The sequence below is a fragment of the Dorea sp. MB18-49 genome (assembly GCF_023669465.1).
Lineage (GTDB): Bacteria > Bacillota > Clostridia > Lachnospirales > Lachnospiraceae > Dorea_A > Dorea_A longicatena.
In genome coordinates, this window is the sequence record NZ_JAMOYX010000018.1 from 1 (window position 1) to 19,151 (window position 19,151).

The window sequence follows — 19,151 nt, forward strand, 5'->3', positions numbered from 1 at the left end:
CATCTATTTTAATTGCGTTTTCATCGATATCCACCGTTTCATATCCTGATCTACCCCAGACAAATTCATGAACATTTTTTTCAAAATTTTTACCAATCATTTGATACCAAATAATCCAAGCCACACAAGCCACACAAGTTCCAATCCCTATTCCAAACATCAAATAACTTTCCGACAGATAACAATTAATCGACAGTAAAAATTCTACAGGTGTAAAAATATAGATAATCATTCTACTTTTCTGTCTTGTTTTAAATAATTGATTAGGAATTATAAACCCAAGCGAAAGCATTCTTTCTAATTCTTCCCTATCCTCATCTGACACAATTGATTTAATATGCATTCTTCTTAATCCTCCTTTTGCCAGAGGTCCTCTTTATAAAATCGAACCTCTGGCCATTGTCTCTTTTATTCTTTTACAATTTACAGCGCTTGAATCAACAAACCAAAAACAGTACCTGCTCCAGCTGAAAATAAAGCAATAATTGACGGAATTGCATTTACAACTAATGCACCCGCAAGAACTAATATTACGGCTCCTGCCAGTATATTACTATGCTCTTTTGTGAATTCTACAACATTAAATTCAAGACCACTATTAGAATTTAATGTCATTGTAAAAATCAAAGCAACCGATATTGTCCACTCTTTTTTCTCTTCTGGCAGCAAATCTGATGTACTAAATACAATGGAAAACTCTACACTATTGGCAAAAACATTATTTATTTCAAAAGCAATATTACCAGATTTAACCGATAAAGCAATTTTTTCTATCGTATTTCCAAAGTTATCTGCTCCCTCTATACCTGTATCTGATAAATTTGATGAAATCTCCATAATTTGATTTTTGCAAGTTTGTGTCAATTCTCCATCATTTCCTATATCCACTTTTATATTATAAATTTTACCAGTTGAACTTTCAAGCGATGTGGATATTTTAGTAGAAATATCAATTGCTCCTTGAGGACTCATCATTGTTCCCAGTGAAATTTCCTTATCATACTCCACACCCACATCCATAATTTTATTCAGATAACCAAGCGGCTCCATTACATTATAGACATATTGATTTCGTGCTATTTTTACCTTTGCCCGAAGATTTTCTTGCGCTATTTCCTCATCTGTTTTTGTCGATACGGCATCGAACTTTTTAAATCCAGTATCTCTCCCTGAATATGCATCTTTATCCAGTGGGAACGAAGGTGATGAAGAAAATGAGTTCAACTCACAAAATTGATCAAATGCCCAGTTCTTCGGCATCGAATATCCCAAATTACAGCTAAATCCAGTTGACATATCTGCCACAAATGATTTACTTGCCAATCCTGCTTCATAAACTTTAGTACATACATATCTTGGTGCATAAATGCCGACTTTATAATTTTTATCATTTGTCGAACTGAAAAAGATCATGTGAATCTGTTCAAAATAAGGTATAATAAATGTATCAATCTGATATGAATAACAATCAAAATCCACTGCAAAGTATATAGTCGTTCCACTTGGTATACCGATTCTCTCGGCTGCTAAAATTGCTGTCTGTGCATCAACACTTCCCTGGGACGGATCCTTAAAATAGTTTAATTCATATCCTCCATCCTGATATATCGGGAATACCGATAATCCTGCATTTTCAATGTTTTTCACTTCTGTTGATGTCAAATATTTCGGTGTATGTTCTTTTCCAACAGAACCTGTCAGATAACGTCCTACATGAGTATACCCTGCATTTTTTATATCTAATGCCTGTTGTTTATTTAATACTGTTGCACAGTCACACGCTTTTGCTGCCCTGTTTGTATCGCCTTTACTCGTAAGCAATGATTTCATAGTAGAAACATTTACTTTTCCTTTTGTTACAAGTCCAATTCCTGTCAGACCATAAAACTCCTGAAATTCTGACACCTTTGACTCTGTAGTCGAATCAAACACGCCATCGAATCTTCCCGGATTATATCCGTTAAAATATAGTCCGTATTGAGCAATCTTATTAAATGGAACATATTTCGTCGAGTTCTGTCCGTTCTGTAATGTACCCGGAAACGCATTTGTTGTTGCATCGCCAAAATTAACTGAATTCAAATCTGTAATTAATTCAGTTGTAACTCCTTCAGCCGCCTGCAATGCACCAACTAAAGACAAAATTGTCTGTCTTGAGGCAATTCCATCACAAGGTCCAACACCAATAACATCTGACCAGTCACTATTTAATTGCTGTTGAATAAGAACAATATTGGAATCCCCACCAGAAACCTTTGTAAACCAGTTTAGGGATAACAATCCAGACCAAACTTTCCAATCAATTTTGCCCGTAACTTCCAGTCCTGCATTTTCCTGCATCTTTTTAACTGCATTTACTCCTGATGTATAATAAATTCCAGTAATTCCTCCAGCAGCATATCCTTTGCAAAACAGAGCACACTGAATCAAGCATACATTAACCTGCGGAGTATCATTCGGATCCATTTTTGTAATAATGGCTAACTTCTTCATGGTATTAATAGTAAGTGGTCCAACCGTTCCTGTAATCGTTGAGATTCCATTCTGAATCTGAAATGCACGAATGATTCCCTGCATCACGGCTGTTCCGGTCTTTCCATCTTCATCCAGTTTTACCCAATCCTTATGTCCACCAAACATCGCATTTAAATATTTTTGTGCTGCTTTTACATTCTGATCACTCATATTCACTACCTCCTAATTCAAGTCAATTATAAAGATTTCTAACTCTTTATATGTCTATCACTAAAAGTTACAATAACAATTTATCAATCAACTGTGCCTATTTTGTGACTATTTTCCAAAGGATTCATTAACTCCCTTATAAAATCCTTAACAAATTATGAAAGAAACCATCAATTTATCACCCCATATCCCATTATAGAACTGTAATCTACTGCATAATTTCTCTGCCGTACCTGATCACTGGAATTTCCCTCAATCGTGTAAACTCTTCCACCTTCACACTTTTCTACTATTCCTACATGATCCGATGTTCCATCATGATCCCAGTCAAAAAAGATGATCATTCCAGCTGTCGGAGTTGTTCCGCCACTCTGCCACTTATTCTTTCCCTGAAACCAGGACACTCCATCACTGCACAATGAGAATTTAGGAACATTCCCACTTGCAATCAGACCGCTCTGATCCGCACACCAGCTTACAAAACAGGCACACCATTCTACCCGACTGTCAAATCCGTACCAGCTCCAGAACTTCTGACCGCCACTGTTTCCAAGCTGCCCCATTGCAACCGACACAATCTGCTGATTACCAAACAAACCAGCAAACAGGCTGCCACCGGAATAATACCGCATCACATGGGGAACGTATTGGGGATCTCCGTAACTGCTCCATCCATGCGAAGCTGCCTGTTCCTGTGAAAACTGCAATGCATTGGCTTCTGTATAACCGCCTCTTTGCAATGCCCATCCTATGTAGCCATTTCCATAGTTATATCCCTGCCATGCAAGTTTCAGCTTGTCCAGATCCTGTGGACTGCTGCATCCTGCCTGTCTGATACAGTCTGCAAAGGTCTGTACTCCAACCTCTATCGAATAATCCGGATCAGTAATAGAACCAGGAGTGTGTGGGAATCTTGTATTATATGGACTTTCCGAACACTGCATCGGGTCTGTTCCCCTGCCTCCAGATTCCTGCATCATGATGGCCTGTATCGCAGACACATATTCCGGAATGCCGTATTGGGATGCATACTGCTGTATCACAGAAGTATACGCAAGCACTTCTTCACTTAGGGATTCGGAGCTTTCCGAATTACTGCTGAAAGCTGCTCCTGCAATGATTCCCACAATCAGAATAAATACCAGAAGAAATGCACTACCTCCGGCAGCAATCCATTTTCCCATTTTTTCAAGAGCTACTACCCCTTTTTGAATCGCTGCTGTAATTCCCTGTACGGATAACTTTGAACCCTTTCCAGTTACCTGAAGGACTGCTTTTCCACTTTCTGCCGATGCCTGTGCTGACTTTCTTGCCATCTGGGCTGCTCTTGCTTTCTGCATCGCCTGAAGACTTTTTTCCATCTGCTGTTTCTGCATGGATGCCTGTGTCTTTATTTTTTCTTGAGACAGACCGGATACTTTTACCACTCTCGGTGCTGCTTTCACCTGCCGTTTACCATTCTCCTTGGCAAGTGCTGCCTGCTCCGGTTTCAACTTGATTAATTTCTTTCCGCTTTCTGCCCCCTGCTCCATTGCTTCTTCGGCAGCTTTCGCTTCTTCCTGTCTGCTTTTTCTTTCCTTTATCTTCCTGTAGGTCACTCCAGCAAGTTTTTTTCCACCTTGATATGTGGTTTTCCCTATACTTTTTCCTGCCACACTCGCCGCTCTGTACTGTACGGATTCTATTTTTTCAGTTCCATACTGTGTTGGGGATTCTGACTGCCCACTGCTTTTTTCATGTAGTTCCCTTGGCTTTTCTTTTGCTTCCAGAACCGCTGAGCGAACCAGTTCTTTCGGAAGTCGGGCAGCCGGATTTCGAATCTTCGGATTCTTATCCCTTACCCGTTCCTTGATATCTTTCATCCGGTCACCCTCTTTCCGTATCTCTTATCTCATCGGGCAACATCCCGATGTTTCTTTTTTTCCTGCTGTTTCTGCAACTGCTCCACCTGTCTGATTGCCTCATTTACCAGTGGATGTTCGTTGTAATATGGCACAAGTTCCAAGTCTCCCCTGTCTTTTGATGACAACGGTAATGGATATTCCATGTCTGAATAAATTGATTCTGGATCATGAATAGAAAACTCAATAGCCGGACACATATTGGCAGATGTTCTACAATATTTCTGGTACTTTTTATATGCCTCTTCCAGCGTTCTGCATTTTGTATATTCTCCTAAATCATGGAACTCACCGCACTCTGCAGCATAAAAAGTTATCGTTACTTCTTCTTTTTTCTTCATTATGATTCTCCCGGTTTTGTTGTCATTAGTTTATAAAGGTCTGTATTCTTTGGGAACGTATTCTCAAATGGTACGATATTCCCAGAGCAACGGATTAGGCCACTGCCAACCGATACATTTGTAATATAGGACAGTTGGTTTTCGGAAATATTCAAAAGAGCTGCCAATTCTTCCCTGTCTGTACTTGCCTGATTCAAAAGAATCAAAAACTCACTGTTTGCCAACATCAGTCTTGCAGTGTCCGATTTCAGAAGTTCCTCAACATTTTGGGTTAAACCTGTCACGAATCCATTGTATTTTCTGATTCTCTTGTACAGTCGGTAGAAGAAATTTGCACTGTATTCATAGCGGAATAACAGATAGAACTCATCGGCAAATATCCATGTCGTTTTTCCTTCTTTCCAGTTCTGAATTACCCTGTTGAAAATACTGTCTAAGGTAACCAGCATTCCCAGTGGCATAAGCTGTTCCCCCAGTTCCCGGATATCATAATCCATGATCCTGTTCTTCTTATTCACATTGGTCGGCTGTGCAAAGGTGTTCAGGCTTCCATTGATAAAAAGTTCGGATGACAGTGCAAGTCCCCTTGCCTCTTCTTCCGGCTGTAACATCAACTGTCGGTACATATCTTTCAATGTCGGAACTTCTCCGGTATAACCACTTCGGATATAATCCCGGTACACATCTGCAGCACAGCGGTCCAGGATTGACTTTTCTTTTGCTGACAGGTTTCCTGCTCCAACCAACTGTTCAAATACAGACAGAATAAACTCCGATTTTTCAATCAGTGGATTCTTTTCATTGCCGTAGGCTGCGTCCATATCCATTGCATTCAGGTGATTGTCTGATGTCGCAGATACTTTTACAACCTGTCCACCCAGAGCCTCTACTAATTTTGTGAATTCGGACTCCGGATCAAGAATCAGGATATCGTCATCGGTACTCAATGCCAGATGCACAATCTCTTCTTTTGCCGAAAAGCTCTTTCCTGATCCACTGACGCCCAACCGGAAACTGTTTCCATTCATCAGTTTCTTCCGGTCGGCTACCAGAAGGTTCTTGCTGACTGCATTCTGCCCATAATAGATACCGCCCGGCTGCAGGATTTCCTGTGTATGGAACGGGATTAAAACAGCCGTTGATTCCGTTGTCAATGTACGCAGGGCATTGATCTTTCGCAGTCCGTAAGGAAGCACTGTATTGAGTCCGTCCACTTGCTGCCACTTTAATGTTGCCATCTGGCACAGATGCTTTCTTGCTATCGACAATAATAATTCCGTATCGGAATCCAACTGTTTTTTACTGTCTGCCAGATGTACCATTGTCAAAATTCCGAACATCATACGCTGGTCTCTGGTTGTCAGATCATCGAGCATTTCCTTGGTTTCTTTTCTCTGAAGTTCCATATCGTATGGTACGATTGCCGAGAAGTTATTATTAGCGTTCTGCCTTCTCTGCCAGTTGGTCACGTTGGTTTCCACACCAAGCAGTCGGTTCTGGATTTCCCTTACCGCTTCATCCGTAGGGACTGGCAGGATATCAATCGACAATATCAGATTCCGGCTGAAGTCACACAGTTCTGAAATCATGTCATCTTTAACATAACTTGCATAATCCTGCATATACAGGACTCTTCCGTACCTGTCACCGATTTTAAAATGGTCACGTTCAAATTCCATAGAATCCGGACACATCCAGTCCTTGAAACTTGTTCCCTTCTTGGCAAATTGTTTCAGATCAAACGGAAATGCCTGTGGGACATCTCCCTTGAAGAAGTCCCTGAAAATCTGGAGCCGGCTCTCTGCGTCCAGTCCTTCTGCTGTGGACGATAACTTTGCCAGATGTGTTACGATGTCTGTTCCGATACGTGCAAAATAGGTTCTTGCATCGTCAATCGATCTTTTATGTACACTGACAGTCAGATACCGTTCCTGATAGATGCTGTTGTTTGTTCCTGTAATCTTAGACAGGAGCATTTCGTTGTATTCTTCCCGATAGTGGTCCAGTCCATCTTCCTTCATTGGAAGCAGGATTGATTTTTCAAATTCTTCTTTATTGATTCTCCGGTTATTGATGGTAATTTTGGCAGAAATGCCGGAATCCAGTGAATTTAAGAGTTCGGAATAATCCAGAAACATTTCTGTCTTATTGTCCTTACTCGCAATATAATAGTTGATATCTGTAAAACGATATGTTTTTGAGAATTTCGTTCCCTGTTGAAAAATTCCATCCGGCCAGATTCGCTGGATGGGAATTGCCTGTTGGACTGATTTCGGAACTTTGAAGCGTTCCTTATCCATCCGAAGTGCCTGACTTAAGGTTTTAATCAAAGGCATCACTCCTTCCCTTGCGTTTCTTTCTCTGTTTTGCTTCTGCTCTTTGCTCCCGCTCTTTTATGATTTCCGCTCCATCCTTTTGATTCTTTTCTCCCAGCGAGATGGTCTCCTGCATGCAGGAGTAGTGGATATCTTCCGACTGAAACACCAGTTTCTTCGGATACAGCAATTCGGATTTGATCACTGCCCATAAAAACTGTTCGGCTGTCATACCATGATATTTGAAAAAGCCACAGGCAGCAAATGGAGTAGCACCAAGCACACACAGCCATCCGGTTATTTCCTGTCCGGTAATTTCACGCATTCCAAAGTAAATTCCGATTGCTGTAAGAATCGCAAGAACAGAACACACACATTGTCTCAGGTCCAGTCCCATAAACATGGATTCCTGATAGTCCCGGATTTCTTTATTCATCTTGACTTCCATAACTTATCGCTCCTTTCCTCTGCTTTGTTTCTTCGTTTTCTGTGGTTTTTCTTTCGGTACTTCTATCCCGGCAAATCTACAGTGTTCTGCAACGCCTTCCGGATCAAATTCCGCAAGTCTTGCTAGATCAAACGCTACCTTCTGATAGGTTGCATATCCTGATCTTCCTGTTTCATTCAACACTTTTCCTAGTTTATGTTCCTTGATAAAATGAAGCATATCCTTGGTAAAATCTCCTGTTATAAAAGCCTCATTTGGCTCTAAGAACTGATAGGGCAGATTAATGGTTACATCTCCAAAATCTTCCCATTCTCTCCCTTCCTTATGGCAGAGTCCTACATATAAATTTCCATTGTTCCGATAAGAGCTCACTCGTATTGCTACTGTCTCACGTCCAAATTCCCAGTTATATCTTAATGTTTTCTTTATATCCATATTTTTAACCTCCAAGTCCCATCATTTCTCTGACAATACGGTCAGATGCCTTAATTGCTCCAACCAGCACCAGTAAATTAAATACCAGTTCTCCGACATAGTTCCACACGATTGTAACTGCACTCAACTCCGTATCTCCGACAGCCGGAGGGCTTGCTGCATAAGCAGAAAAGATAATACATGCCAGTGCAATAATTGCCCCTTCCAGACATACGCCTACATAAGAACGGATAAAGTTCTTTCCAATGGACTGCGTGGGTTCTCCTGCAAATGAGGAAATCGGAATCGGGGCGATTGCCGTATACATATAGATTTTGAACATTCTGCCATACACTGTCAGGATCATTACAAATGACAATACAGTGATCAGCAGACTGCCAAGCAGTGTAACAATCCACAACGGAATGGATTCCAGCATTCCCACGCTCTCAATCTTATCTACAATCTCCGTTGGCAGTTCTGCCACACTTCCTGCCATACTGGAGCCACTCATTACAGTTGTCACGATTCCCTGCACAATGGAAAACAGTGCCTGCATAAGTTCCATCCCGTATGTAATTGCTCCCTGAGCAAGTGCAAATCGGATAAATGCTTTTAGCACATGTTCCGGCTTTTTCAGATCTGTAAAACTGCCACACGTTTTTATGATTCCGGCTGCAAAAAATAACACCAGTAATCCATAGGCAATGGCTGTCAGTGCATCATTGATATTGGTCATAATTCGCCAGATGCCGCCGCCCTTAAAAGTTGCCGGATTTTCGGTCAGCAGAGTCCACAGTTCTGCCATCTTTTCACTCCATGTGGATAGTGCTGAGTTTAGATTCTGTACAATCCAGTTATCACTCAAAAACTCTCACCTCCTTAAACATATTTTTGAATACAGGAGTACCTTCCGGCACTCCTGCTGTTTCCTGATATATTTTTTCAAAGAGGCTTACGCCATAATCAAATCGAGGATTTCTTTGGCGAACGTAATAATTACCCCTCCGGCCAGTGTCAGAAATCCATTTGCCCTCTGGCTTGGATCATGGCTTTTTAAAGACAGACCAACCTGCACAACACCAAATCCAAGCAAAATCAAACCGATCGCACGAATCAGAGAAAAAATAAAGGTAGACAGGTTATTGATAACGGACAACGGATCTCCGGCTGCGAATGCGGTCGTTGCTCCAACCGTTACGGTCAGTACCAGTGCCATATAAAGGCTCATCCACTTTTTCTGTTTTCTCCCCATCGGCATCGGGGTTATCATTTTTTCAGTTGTATTCTTTTTTGTTCTATTTTTTTCTCCTGTGAGAAGTTTCTTCAATACACATCACTCCAATCCATCAAAAAACTGCTATTCACCAAGGATGTCCTCGGTAGACAGCAGTTCGTAATCGTCTAATCTGTTAATGTCAATCTTTAGGTCGTCGTGAGCCAGTGGTGTTTTCGCATAATCATAAGGCGATGCACCACCGTCCTCTGTGTATCTGAAATTCACATGCTTTTTTAAATCATATTTATCGTCCATGATCGGACGCTCCCCACGAATAAACAAAATCGCTTTGCGGTTATCTAAAAGCCGTATTTCATCCGGTGTTAAAAGTTCCCTTCCTGTCTGCTGATAATTCACCGAATAGCTGCCGCTACGCCCTTTTGTCTGTCCGTAGGTATTGGTATCCAATGTCTCTTTTCCCAATAATTCCGAGACATACTTATGTCCTTCTTTTTCATTTCCACCCAGATATAAAAATTCATCGCAGTTGCCGATCAGACTCTCATACGAGTCTTTAAATAAGGCTTTCATCTGTGCAATGTTCTGGATGATGATACTGCAGGAAATCCCTCTGGAACGCATGGTTGCCAGAATCTTGTCAAAATCATCCGGCAAGGCTACGTTTGGCCATTCATCCATAATGCAGTGTACCGGAATCGGAAGCCTTCCTCCGTACTTCCGATCTGCCACATAATACAGTGTCTGAAACAGATTACTGTAAATCATGCCGACCAGATAATTCATGCTGGTGTCTGCATCCGGAATACAGCAAAACAGTGCTACTTTTTTCTCCCCAATACTGTATAAGTCCAGTTCGTCCGTACAGGTCAGGTTGGCGATTTGTTTCAGATTGAACGCTGCCAGACGGACACCAACCGATATCAAAATAGACTTTGCGGTCTTTCCAGAGACAAATTGTCAAGGACTTTTTAATCAAATTCACAAAAAATCCACAAAAAAGGTGCCAGAAGCATTGTATGGCTCCTGACACCTCGTTTGATAGATTACATTTTTCCGTTCAGCAGGTCTTTGCAGAGATACGCATAGGCTGGCAGCTGGTTGATATATGGCTCCCAGCGCCGCTTGATTTCGGCCAATTCCAGCGGGTCGGCTGCTTCCAGCGCGTGATCGTTGCCCGTCATATACAAAACATCCATAGCAACATCATCCAAACACTTGCAGCAGAGATCGGCGGCTGATTCGATTCTGATACCGGTATCCACATAGACTGGATTGACGCCAATCGTCAGCCAGACATAGCCTACCTTGTCCGACCAGAGCAGTTCAAAATCAGGGCTTTGCCGCAGATGTTCCGCAAAGACCTCCTTTACTCGCTCAATTTCATGTTTTTCTTTTTCTGTGTAAAGCATTTTCGTATCCTCCTTGACAAAAATTTTGGTGCGTACCATCATCAGTTTAGCACAAGGCGGCTTCGTTTATCAGTCTGTCACATCTGCTGAATTTCATTTTTGAGCATACGCTTGATTTTATCGCTCATGGTTTCTGTGCTGGTATTGCTGAAATGGACATGAACCTTGTAGGTTGTCTTGCCGATTTTCTTTACCATCGCTGGCGTGTTTTTCGGCGCTCTGGACGCAGTAGCGGCGTCTGCCACCTGCATAGTACGGGGTTCTCTGTTCATGGCGCTCCTTTCTCCGAACGGGTCTGTGCCGCCCGGTAAAAAATCAGTCTTGCTTACTGTTTACAATGTCTTTTGCTGTCTGTCGGGTAGCACCGGCATTTTCTTCCCGGAAATTCTTCCCGTCAAAAAGAATCGGCGCACACCGTTCCAAAATACGGTCATAGATACGGGCGTGGGCCAGATCAGGCGGGTTTTTCAACTCGACCAGTTTCAAGTTTGTTGTGATAATCATGGGCCTGCGGCTGCGGTAGCGGCTGTCGATGACGAAAAACATCTGCTCCATAGCATATTCGGTACTGCGCTCTACTCCCAGATCGTCAATGATAAGCAGGTCATACTCGTCAAAGCTGGCAATAAACTCCGACCTGTCCTCAGAGAACATCCCTGTCAGGCGGTTCAGGATGGTGGGAAAGTTCGTCATCAGCACAGGCACATCCCGGTCAAGCAGGGCGTTGGCGATGCAACCGGCGAAAAAAGACTTGCCGGTTCCCACATCCCCGAACAACAGCAGGCCGGTGTTGTTTTTATATGCCTCCTTCCAGTTCTCCACATAGGCGCGGGCCTTGTCCATCAATGGGTTTTGGCCGTTGTCGTTGGCAAAGGTGTAGTCATAGAGATAGCGGTCTTGCAAGCCCTGTGCCTTTCGGCGTTTGATACGCTCCATGCGGCGCTGCCGTTCTTCAGCAGCCTTGCGCTGTTCCTCGGCCTCCTGCTGGCACTGGCAGATGCAGCGGGGCATGAAGTAGCCTGGTTTTCCAAAGCATGGCACAACGGTCTGCCTCTGGCCGCCGCACTTCTTACAGTGAATGAGGCCGTCTGCCGGGTCTATGTACTCGTCCCCGGCCAGTTCCACACCGGCGGCTGCCTTGTCGATCAGCGCCCGGATTTCTGCGGTAATCTCAATCATACGGTTTCATCTTCCTTTACGCTGTAATCCCGGTTGCGGGTGGGCGGGGCTGCTTTCTTCGCGTCCTCACCGGCCCAGCGCCGGATGGTGGCGGCATGGCTCTGATACCGCTTGCCGGTAGAAGCCATGTACTCGGACAGTTTTTCGATGTACTGTTCCCATACAGCAGGAAAGCTGGCCTGCAAGTCTGCCATTTCCTCGTCCGTCAGGAAAACATTCTGGTAACGGCCATAGGCGCGGGCGGAGCGTCCCTTCTCTATCTCTCTCTTTATCTCTATCTCTTTCTCTAACTCTATCTCTATCTCTGGTGGACGAATGTCGGACAAATGTCCGCCGTTTGTCCGGGGCGCGGAAAGAGCCTTGTTTTGGAGCCTCGCCGCACGCTTTCGCTCGGCCTCGGTGGAGGACTGGCCGATCAGCAGTTCAATATTGCTCATGTAGAAGGTGCCGCTGTCCAGCACTTCCACAAGACCCAGCTTCAAAAAGATCTGCAAGGCTCTCTCCACAGTGCCGATCTGCTGGCGGGTAATGGTGGCGATCATCTGCGCCGTGTAGGGGATGTCCTCGTCAAGCTGGAGCCGCCCGCCATGTTTCAGCGATTTCAGATACAGCTTGAGCAGAATGTTGGAATACAGCACACCATCCTGCATACTTTCCAGCAGCACGATGGAATCATCGTCAAAATAGTTTTCTTTGAGTTTCAGGTAATAATATTTTCGGTTGTCTGACATTGGGTTCCTCCTTGGGGTTTCTCTTGGGATTCTGTACGCATTTTAAGGCCGTTTTAGGGGTCGGAGGATAAATCTATCAGCCTGCCTTTGACACCCTCGAAAAAAGCCTTGATTTACAAGGGTTTTTCAGCCCCTAAAGCGTGACATTTCTCCCGTTGTTTCCGCTTGCGCTTTGCGGCATTGATCCGCTTCATGCGTGCGGCACATTCCGGGCAGTATTTGGCCCGGTTGGAACCGGGGGTAAACAGCGCCCCGCATACGGCGCATTTCTTCGCATTCAGCCGGTGGAACAGCGCCGTTTCCAGTTCCTTATCCTGCGGCAATACCGCCGTCCGAAACCACCTGCACAACAGGGAGTAGGAAATAGACTGGACACAGACACATTCCTCCCCATCGTCCAGGGCGATACAGTTTCCGTCGATGTAGTTACAGCACTCATGCACCAGCCTCCGCACTCTGCGGTACTGGCGGTAATCCATGACGGGGATAGGTTCAGACTTATTGTTCTTCATAAATGATTTCTTTCATAAAGTTGATAACCTCCTTGAATGAATTTGTTGTTAAATATTCGTGCAAAGTATTGTTTTCTTCGTGCAAATGGCATATACTATAATTGCCAGCAGAAAGGGGTTGATCGTATGGCTGGAAATACCACAAACATCAGTATCCGCATGGACGCAGATTTGAAAGCGCAGGCGGACGCACTGTTTACAGAACTTGGCATGAACCTGACTACGGCGTTTAACATCTTTGTGCGCCAGTCGCTTCGTGAAGGCGGCATTCCCTTTGAAGTAAGGCTGGAACAGCCGAACAAGGAAACGGTTGCTGCCATGCTGGAAGCGGAAAGGATTGCAAAAGACCCGTCTGTAAAGGGCTACAATGACCTTGACGAGTTGTTTGCTGACCTGAAAAGATGAAAGAAACCAAATATACCGTCAAGTACACGACCAGTTTCAAAAAAGACTACAAACGAGCCATCAAGCGTGGCTTGAAGATCGAACTGCTGGAGCAGGTCGTAGCATTGCTGGCAATGGGCGAACCGCTGCCGGATAAGAACCGTGACCATGACCTGTCTGGCGATTGGGCAGGCCATCGAGAATGTCACATTCTCCCGGACTGGCTGCTTGTCTACCGCATAGAAGATGATGTTCTGGTGCTGACGCTGGCCCGCACCGGCACACACAGCGACTTGTTCGGCAAATAAACAGTCTGCCGCCGTATGGGGAAACCTGTACGGCGGTTTTTCTGTGTGCAAAAGTATGTCGTGAAATGCGACGCACTTGACAGGGGTACGCCAAAATGCAGTATCCTTTACCGATCCGGCTCCCGGTCGTGAGGCTTGTCCCGTTCCTGTCGGGACAGCTGCTCGGCGGTTTTGCGGAGCCGTTCCACTGCTTTCAAATCCTCCCGCATGGATTTCATGGCAAGCGTGTCCGTCTGCTTTCCGGCGGTCAGCTGGTCGATTTCCCGCTGCCATGCCTTCGGGGTTATCCCCTCGCCGCTGTCTTTCAGTTCTTTCAGATACCGGGCTGCTGCGTCATACAGAATCAGTTCCCGGCTGTGGCGCTGTTCAAACTGTTCCCGTTTTTCCGGCTTTACTTTGGCAAGCTGCTTGTGGATGGACTTGTACTGGTTGTACTGTTCCCACATCTCCCCGCGCTCGGTAAGAGTGGCGATCCGGCGCTCAGCCTTGACGATCTTTCCCCGCAGGTCATAGTAACATCTGTTCATATCAGCGATTTTTTCATGAAGCTGCTGCATAGACTGGATGCCGTTTGCCTGCAAAAAGCTGAATAGTGCAGCGCTTTCCTGCAAAGCCCGGATTTTGCCGGTGCGGGTGCGGGGAGCGTCCAACTGCTGCTGGGCCTCCCACAAAGCTGTCAAGCTGCTTTGCTGTGTTTGTGGTTTTTCCGTTTCGGCTTTCGACCAGCGATAAAGACGGGTAATGCGGGCTTTGATTTCTTTCAGCAGCTTGTTGTCGGCGGCGATCTGCCGGTTTACTTCGCCCTTGTCGGTGCGGATGCCGCGCTTTTCCATTTGGCTGGCGGCTGGCCCCAGATGGACAGAGGGAATTTTATCAATGCCCTGCCGCTTGTAGCTGCGATGGTCAATGCGTTCCGGTCTGCCGGCAGATTCCAGCGCTCGATTGGTGTAGGCCGCCCACGCTACCCGCCAAATCTCCACATTTCCTTTATCGTTCCAATCGGTTGTATCCTCTCTGTGATTTTTCCAGCCGCCTTTCCCGTCCGGGATGCGTTGGCCGTTCTCGTCCAGATCGTATGCCTTGCGGCACTTTGCGCCCCACTGCCCATTTTCTTTCAGAGGCCGGAGCGTCAGCATGATATGGACATGAGGGTTGCCGGTTCCCTTGTCATGGATAGCAAAGTCGGCGCACATCCCCTTGTCCACAAAGTTGTCCTTCACATAGGACCGGACAAGGGCAAGCTGCTGTTCTATGGACAGTTCGCGGGGCAGAGCTGCCTCAATCTCGCGGGCAAGCTGGCTGTCCCTTGCCTTCTCGATTTGCTCCACGCTGTTCCAGAGGATAGAACGGTCTGCAAATTCCGGCGGGGCGTAGGCAGGCAGCATGATCTCCGCATGGACAATGCCGCCTTTCCGGGTGTAGTCGTGGGTCATTCCATCCCATTCATTTGTCAGCTTGGTTCCGCTGCGGTAAGCAGCTGCGGCAACGGCAGAACGGCCTGCGCTGCGCTTGATGATACTGACGGGGATATGACAGAAATCTATGGGGAACACCTCCTTTCAGTGAGGGGATAACAGGCTCTGTGGAGCCGGACAAACGCAAAGCGGGTGTCTGGCTGCGCAGAGCGCACAAGGGGTTTGGGGAGCGTAGCTTCCCATCGCGGACGAAGTACGCAACGCTCCCGGCAGGGCGCACAGCACCGGCAACGGTGTATAAGTGCGCCCTTGTAAACAAGGGACTTATGGCGTGTCCCCGGATTTTGGCAGGTTTGCAGTCAATTCCGCAGCCCCCGGAAGATGGGACAGGGTAATCAGAAATGCTTTGACCTCCGCGCCGGAAAGGTCGGGAGCCAACGGGAAAATCCCCTCCAAAACGGCTCCACGCTCAATCAGGCGGCGGGTGCGAACCCTGCGTTCTTCGTTCCGCTGCTTGTTCTCCAAAATCTTCTTTCGGTTTTCAAGCTGCCGAATCTCCTTCAGGACTTTCTCCCGTTCTTCTTTTTGGGGGTGGGCTGTAATTTTTTCGTTCATGTCAGGCACCTCTTTTCTTTGGAAATACTCATAGATTGACCGTCCATTTCTGTCGAGCAAAGTACCGGCGCAGCCTCCGCAGTGCGGCATGGATGGATTTTCCCGCCTGTGATGGCGTGATACCCTCCATTGCGGCAATATCTTTCACTTTCATACCCAGCATATAGCGGGCATGGACACGGCGAGCCTGCATAGGCGGCAGGGAAGAAATGGCTTCGTACAATCGCCGTATCAATTCTTCGTATTCGGCTAATTCTTCTTTTTCTATCAGGTAGTCCTCCGGCGATGGCTGCGCCCAGCCGATGGCGGCATTTTCGATTCCATCGTTACAATCGAGGGAATAAAACGCCTTATACCGGAACATCTTGCGATCTCTGGCGGCCTCGGCTCTCTTGTCCAGAAGAAACGCTTCGACGATCTCATCGGACACCTCCACAAAAATGTCCTCTTTGCAAAATGGATAATATTGTTTGAGATTTATGGTCTGCATAGGCACGCCCTCACTCTGTTTGAAAAAGGTCATCATAGCAGCGGCGCATATTCCGCAGCCCCCGGTGGATGGCAACGCTGACCTTACTGCTATGGATACCCTCTCTCCGGGCGATTTCCGGCTGCTTGATACCGGCAATGTAGTAGGCGTGAACACGGCGGGCCTGTGTCGGAGTGGCATGAGCCAGAGCCGCAGGCAGAGCTGCAATCAGGTGCAGGCGGGTGGTCATTTCTTCTCGTTCCAGCAAAATATCTTCCGACGATCTGCTGTGTTCCAGTGCGTAATTTTCCAGCCAGCTGTATGCGTCCAGAGAGTAGTAGGCGCGGTGGTAGACTTTCCGACGCTCATAGTTCTCCATCTCCCGCTGGGCCTGATACATCGCTGCCCATACCTCGTCCGTAACATCCACAAACTCGTCATGCCGGTAGTGGGGATACATCCACCGCAGATTGATTGTTTTCATAGGCTTACCTCCTGAAAATTGGAGAGGCGGGCAGCTCGTCCGCTGTCCGCCCCTCGCTGAGATAAGGGAAATGATCCCTTTCACTTGGTAGCCAGAAAACAGGTCATTTGTTAAGCCTGTTCTCAAAGAAATTTATAAATTTTTTTCTGACCGCCTCCACACTTTGATACACAGCCACTTTGGAGCAGCCGCACAGCACACCGATCTCTGCAAGGCTCAGCCCGTCAAGCGCATAGAGCAGGAACCGGCGGCGCTGGGCCTCGGTACAGGTGTCCAGAACAGCCATCAGCTCATGCAGTGTTTCCTTGCGGCAAAGGTATTCTTCCGGCGTTTCGCCGTAGGCTCCTACACCCTCGGTGGTAATGATGTACTCGTCAAACTCCCGGCCATCCCAATGCCGCCGCTGTTCATGGAACAGGTTCTCCGTTTTGTGATCGGCCCGGTCAAGAAATTCATAGACTTCCAGCGTGACCTCCACGGCCACAGCTTGTCCGTTATAATTGATGGTAACTTCCATCTGCCTTTCCTCCATTCAGATTTTTTCGGGAAAATCTGAATGGGGCGGCGGAGAACGGCACCGGGGATAAAGTTCGGGCCATGCTGACCCGATGTTCCGGCTCCATAGAGACAAAAAAGCGCCCGGACGGCATAAAGCCATACGAGCGTAATAGAGTATATTTTGCTGTTTAGTTACATGGTATAGTGCATACTTCTGACCGCATTGCTCCGCTGCTGGGAACAGGCTTTTTTTAGCTGGTGCAGGTCATGGGGACTGTGAAAAAAGGCAAAAATAGACACGGCGGCAATCCTCCTATGTGCCGCCGTGGATTTACACGGTGTTAGGTCGTCGTTGGTTTGTAGAGTAGGCGGATGAAAATTTCATCCGCCCCTCATCAAACCGTGCATGAGGTTCTCCCTCACACGGCTTTCCGACATTCTTCTTTCTACAGCATTACGTCATGCTCTAGCCATTTTCTTTAATCCTTTTTCGTAAATGCTATTTCTAACAAATCCCACTCTTGACATATGTTTACGCCTTTGGTGTTTCTTGTTATACCATCTTGTAAAGGTGCAGATAATATACCAGTCTAATTCCTGCATCCATGTCTCATTTGTTTTGGTGGAATAATAATTCTTCCAACCTATGATTTTCGGATTTAGATTCTTTATTAAATCCTCTTCCTTTGCAACTAACAGACTTCGACCGTTTACATTCTTTTTGATTTCTGCTTTCATCTTCTTCATGGCTTTCCTGCTCGGGTACTGATAAGTTTCTTTATACAATTGTCCTTTGCTTGTTTCCGTTGTCATTCTTCTGTGGTGCATTCCAAGGAAGTCAAATCCCTCTTTTCCGTCCCACATGCTGACAATCTTTGTTTTTACTGGGTGTAGCTTTAAATCCAGTTTTGCCATGATGTACTGCAATAAGTTCAGTGCGTGATTTGCATTTTTCTTATTCTTGCAAATGATGACTGTATCATCTGCGTACCTTACAAGAATACCGTGAGTAAGTCCATACTTTTCCCACAGTCTGTCCAGTGTATTTAAGTAGATGTTTGCCAATAACGGAGATATAACTGAACCTTGGCTTGTTCCCAGTTCGGAAATTGTCAGTACATTTCCGTATAATACTCCTGATACTAACCATTGTCTTATCAGCTTCAATATCCTACGGTCTGATATTCTCTGCTCTGCCAGTTTCATCAGTTTATCTTGGTTTACGTTATCAAAAAACTTCTCAATATCTGCGTCTACTACATAATAGCCCTTGTTGTTACACGCTTTCCTTACCACTTCCAGTGCTTGCCTGGCACTTCTTTTCGGTCGGAATCCATAGGAACAATCTCTAAAGTCAGCTTCGAATACTGGCTCTATTGCTATCTTGGTAGCCATCTGCACAATTCTGTCCTTGACTGTTGGTATTCCAAGAGGTCTTTCACTTCCGTCTGGTTTTGGTATCATAACTCGCTTTACTGGGGATGGTTTATACTTTCCATCCATCAGTTCCGATTTGATTTCTGACAGGTATTTTTCAATTCCCATCTCTTCAATATCTTCGATTCCGATACCATCTACACCACTGGAACCCTTGTTAGCTTTTACCCGTTTCCATGCTTCAAAAAGTACATCATCACGATATACCTTATCGTAAAGTGCATGAAATCTTCGGCTATCACATTTCTTGGCTGTCAGATATAGTTTGTTTTGAAGTTGTCGAACTTTTTCCTTGGAGTTGTTAGTCTGCATGACATTCTCTCACTCTTACCCTCTCTACAAACATGAATGAAGCAAGGAACCTTC

Annotated in this window: 21 protein-coding genes and 2 pseudogenes; 2 read left to right on the forward strand and 21 right to left on the reverse strand. The window is 45.6% G+C overall.

Going from position 1 to position 19,151, the window contains the following annotated elements:
- The 15 genes and pseudogenes from NCY30_RS07120 to NCY30_RS07190 form a co-directional block, all read right to left on the reverse strand.
- Window positions 1-343, reverse strand: a pseudogene (locus NCY30_RS07120) (hypothetical protein); the annotation flags it as partial.
- An 80-nt stretch (window positions 344-423) separates the two neighbouring features.
- Window positions 424-2,685, reverse strand: coding sequence for a glycoside hydrolase domain-containing protein (locus NCY30_RS07125; RefSeq protein WP_250818594.1), 2,262 nt, complete (start codon window positions 2,683-2,685; stop codon window positions 424-426).
- Window positions 2,686-2,855: 170 nt separating this feature from the next.
- On the reverse strand, window positions 2,856-4,547 hold the full coding sequence (locus NCY30_RS07130) for a lysozyme family protein (protein WP_006426969.1): 1,692 nt from the start codon (window positions 4,545-4,547) through the stop codon (window positions 2,856-2,858).
- Window positions 4,548-4,576: 29 nt separating this feature from the next.
- Window positions 4,577-4,927 (reverse strand): hypothetical protein, encoded by a 351-nt coding sequence (locus NCY30_RS07135; protein WP_006426970.1) that lies wholly within the window; start codon window positions 4,925-4,927, stop codon window positions 4,577-4,579.
- Window positions 4,927-7,257 (reverse strand): VirB4-like conjugal transfer ATPase, CD1110 family, encoded by a 2,331-nt coding sequence (locus NCY30_RS07140; RefSeq protein WP_199596345.1) that lies wholly within the window; start codon window positions 7,255-7,257, stop codon window positions 4,927-4,929. Before NCY30_RS07140 ends, NCY30_RS07135 begins: the two co-directional genes overlap by 1 nt.
- Window positions 7,250-7,690 (reverse strand): PrgI family protein, encoded by a 441-nt coding sequence (locus tag NCY30_RS07145; RefSeq protein WP_007884640.1) that lies wholly within the window; start codon window positions 7,688-7,690, stop codon window positions 7,250-7,252. The genes NCY30_RS07140 and NCY30_RS07145 overlap by 8 nt, the downstream gene beginning before the upstream one ends.
- 3 nt (window positions 7,691-7,693) lie before the next feature.
- Complete coding sequence (locus tag NCY30_RS07150; RefSeq protein ID WP_007884639.1) at window positions 7,694-8,125, reverse strand: DUF4313 domain-containing protein; 432 nt, start codon at window positions 8,123-8,125, stop codon at window positions 7,694-7,696.
- A gap of 4 nt (window positions 8,126-8,129) precedes the next feature.
- Window positions 8,130-8,972, reverse strand: coding sequence for a hypothetical protein (locus NCY30_RS07155; protein WP_331476493.1), 843 nt, complete (start codon window positions 8,970-8,972; stop codon window positions 8,130-8,132).
- A gap of 87 nt (window positions 8,973-9,059) precedes the next feature.
- Window positions 9,060-9,377: a glutamyl-tRNA amidotransferase gene (locus NCY30_RS07160; protein ID WP_044927371.1), complete on the reverse strand. Its 318-nt coding sequence runs from the start codon at window positions 9,375-9,377 to the stop codon at window positions 9,060-9,062.
- Between the two features lie 87 nt (window positions 9,378-9,464).
- A pseudogene (locus NCY30_RS07165) lies at window positions 9,465-10,292 on the reverse strand (VirD4-like conjugal transfer protein, CD1115 family); the annotation flags it as partial.
- 95 nt (window positions 10,293-10,387) lie between these two features.
- On the reverse strand, window positions 10,388-10,795 hold the full coding sequence (locus NCY30_RS07170; protein WP_442873334.1) for a hypothetical protein: 408 nt from the start codon (window positions 10,793-10,795) through the stop codon (window positions 10,388-10,390).
- A 35-nt stretch (window positions 10,796-10,830) separates the two neighbouring features.
- Window positions 10,831-11,004 (reverse strand): transposon-encoded TnpW family protein, encoded by a 174-nt coding sequence (locus NCY30_RS07175; protein WP_425459037.1) that lies wholly within the window; start codon window positions 11,002-11,004, stop codon window positions 10,831-10,833.
- Between the two features lie 64 nt (window positions 11,005-11,068).
- On the reverse strand, window positions 11,069-11,932 hold the full coding sequence (locus NCY30_RS07180; RefSeq protein ID WP_055058047.1) for an ATP-binding protein: 864 nt from the start codon (window positions 11,930-11,932) through the stop codon (window positions 11,069-11,071).
- The gene (locus tag NCY30_RS07185; RefSeq protein ID WP_118734881.1) at window positions 11,929-12,663 is read right to left on the reverse strand and encodes a phage replisome organizer N-terminal domain-containing protein; all 735 of its coding nucleotides are present in this window, start codon (window positions 12,661-12,663) and stop codon (window positions 11,929-11,931) included. Before NCY30_RS07185 ends, NCY30_RS07180 begins: the two co-directional genes overlap by 4 nt.
- 113 nt (window positions 12,664-12,776) lie before the next feature.
- Window positions 12,777-13,175, reverse strand: a complete 399-nt coding sequence (locus NCY30_RS07190) for a cysteine-rich VLP domain-containing protein (protein ID WP_081026452.1) — start codon at window positions 13,173-13,175, stop codon at window positions 12,777-12,779.
- Window positions 13,176-13,301: 126 nt separating this feature from the next.
- Between NCY30_RS07190 and NCY30_RS07195 the strand changes: the two genes are divergently transcribed.
- Together NCY30_RS07195 and NCY30_RS07200 are read left to right on the forward strand one after the other, a co-directional pair.
- Window positions 13,302-13,580 carry a type II toxin-antitoxin system RelB/DinJ family antitoxin gene (locus tag NCY30_RS07195; protein ID WP_005924829.1) on the forward strand — a complete coding sequence of 93 codons (279 nt, stop codon included), beginning with the start codon at window positions 13,302-13,304 and terminating at the stop codon, window positions 13,578-13,580.
- A complete protein-coding gene (locus NCY30_RS07200) occupies window positions 13,577-13,867 on the forward strand; it encodes a type II toxin-antitoxin system YafQ family toxin (protein WP_002596328.1) in 291 nt (96 codons plus the stop codon). The genes NCY30_RS07195 and NCY30_RS07200 overlap by 4 nt, the downstream gene beginning before the upstream one ends.
- A gap of 107 nt (window positions 13,868-13,974) precedes the next feature.
- Here NCY30_RS07200 and mobQ read toward each other — a convergent pair whose 3' ends face one another.
- The 6 genes from mobQ to ltrA all read right to left on the reverse strand — a co-directional run bounded on the left by mobQ (window position 13,975) and on the right by ltrA (window position 19,097).
- Complete coding sequence (gene mobQ, locus NCY30_RS07205) at window positions 13,975-15,420, reverse strand: MobQ family relaxase (protein WP_195280378.1); 1,446 nt, start codon at window positions 15,418-15,420, stop codon at window positions 13,975-13,977.
- 186 nt (window positions 15,421-15,606) lie between these two features.
- Window positions 15,607-15,897, reverse strand: coding sequence for a DUF3847 domain-containing protein (locus NCY30_RS07210; protein ID WP_062808218.1), 291 nt, complete (start codon window positions 15,895-15,897; stop codon window positions 15,607-15,609).
- A 28-nt stretch (window positions 15,898-15,925) separates the two neighbouring features.
- Window positions 15,926-16,387 carry an RNA polymerase sigma factor gene (locus NCY30_RS07215; RefSeq protein ID WP_009296689.1) on the reverse strand — a complete coding sequence of 154 codons (462 nt, stop codon included), beginning with the start codon at window positions 16,385-16,387 and terminating at the stop codon, window positions 15,926-15,928.
- 10 nt (window positions 16,388-16,397) lie between these two features.
- Window positions 16,398-16,850 (reverse strand): RNA polymerase subunit sigma-24, encoded by a 453-nt coding sequence (locus tag NCY30_RS07220; protein WP_117567340.1) that lies wholly within the window; start codon window positions 16,848-16,850, stop codon window positions 16,398-16,400.
- Between the two features lie 103 nt (window positions 16,851-16,953).
- Entirely contained in the window at window positions 16,954-17,367 is a 414-nt protein-coding gene (locus NCY30_RS07225; protein ID WP_118729525.1) for an RNA polymerase sigma factor, read from the reverse strand.
- Window positions 17,368-17,807: 440 nt separating this feature from the next.
- Window positions 17,808-19,097: a group II intron reverse transcriptase/maturase gene (gene ltrA / locus NCY30_RS07230; protein ID WP_117762135.1), complete on the reverse strand. Its 1,290-nt coding sequence runs from the start codon at window positions 19,095-19,097 to the stop codon at window positions 17,808-17,810.
- Between the last annotated feature and the right edge of the window lie 54 nt (window positions 19,098-19,151).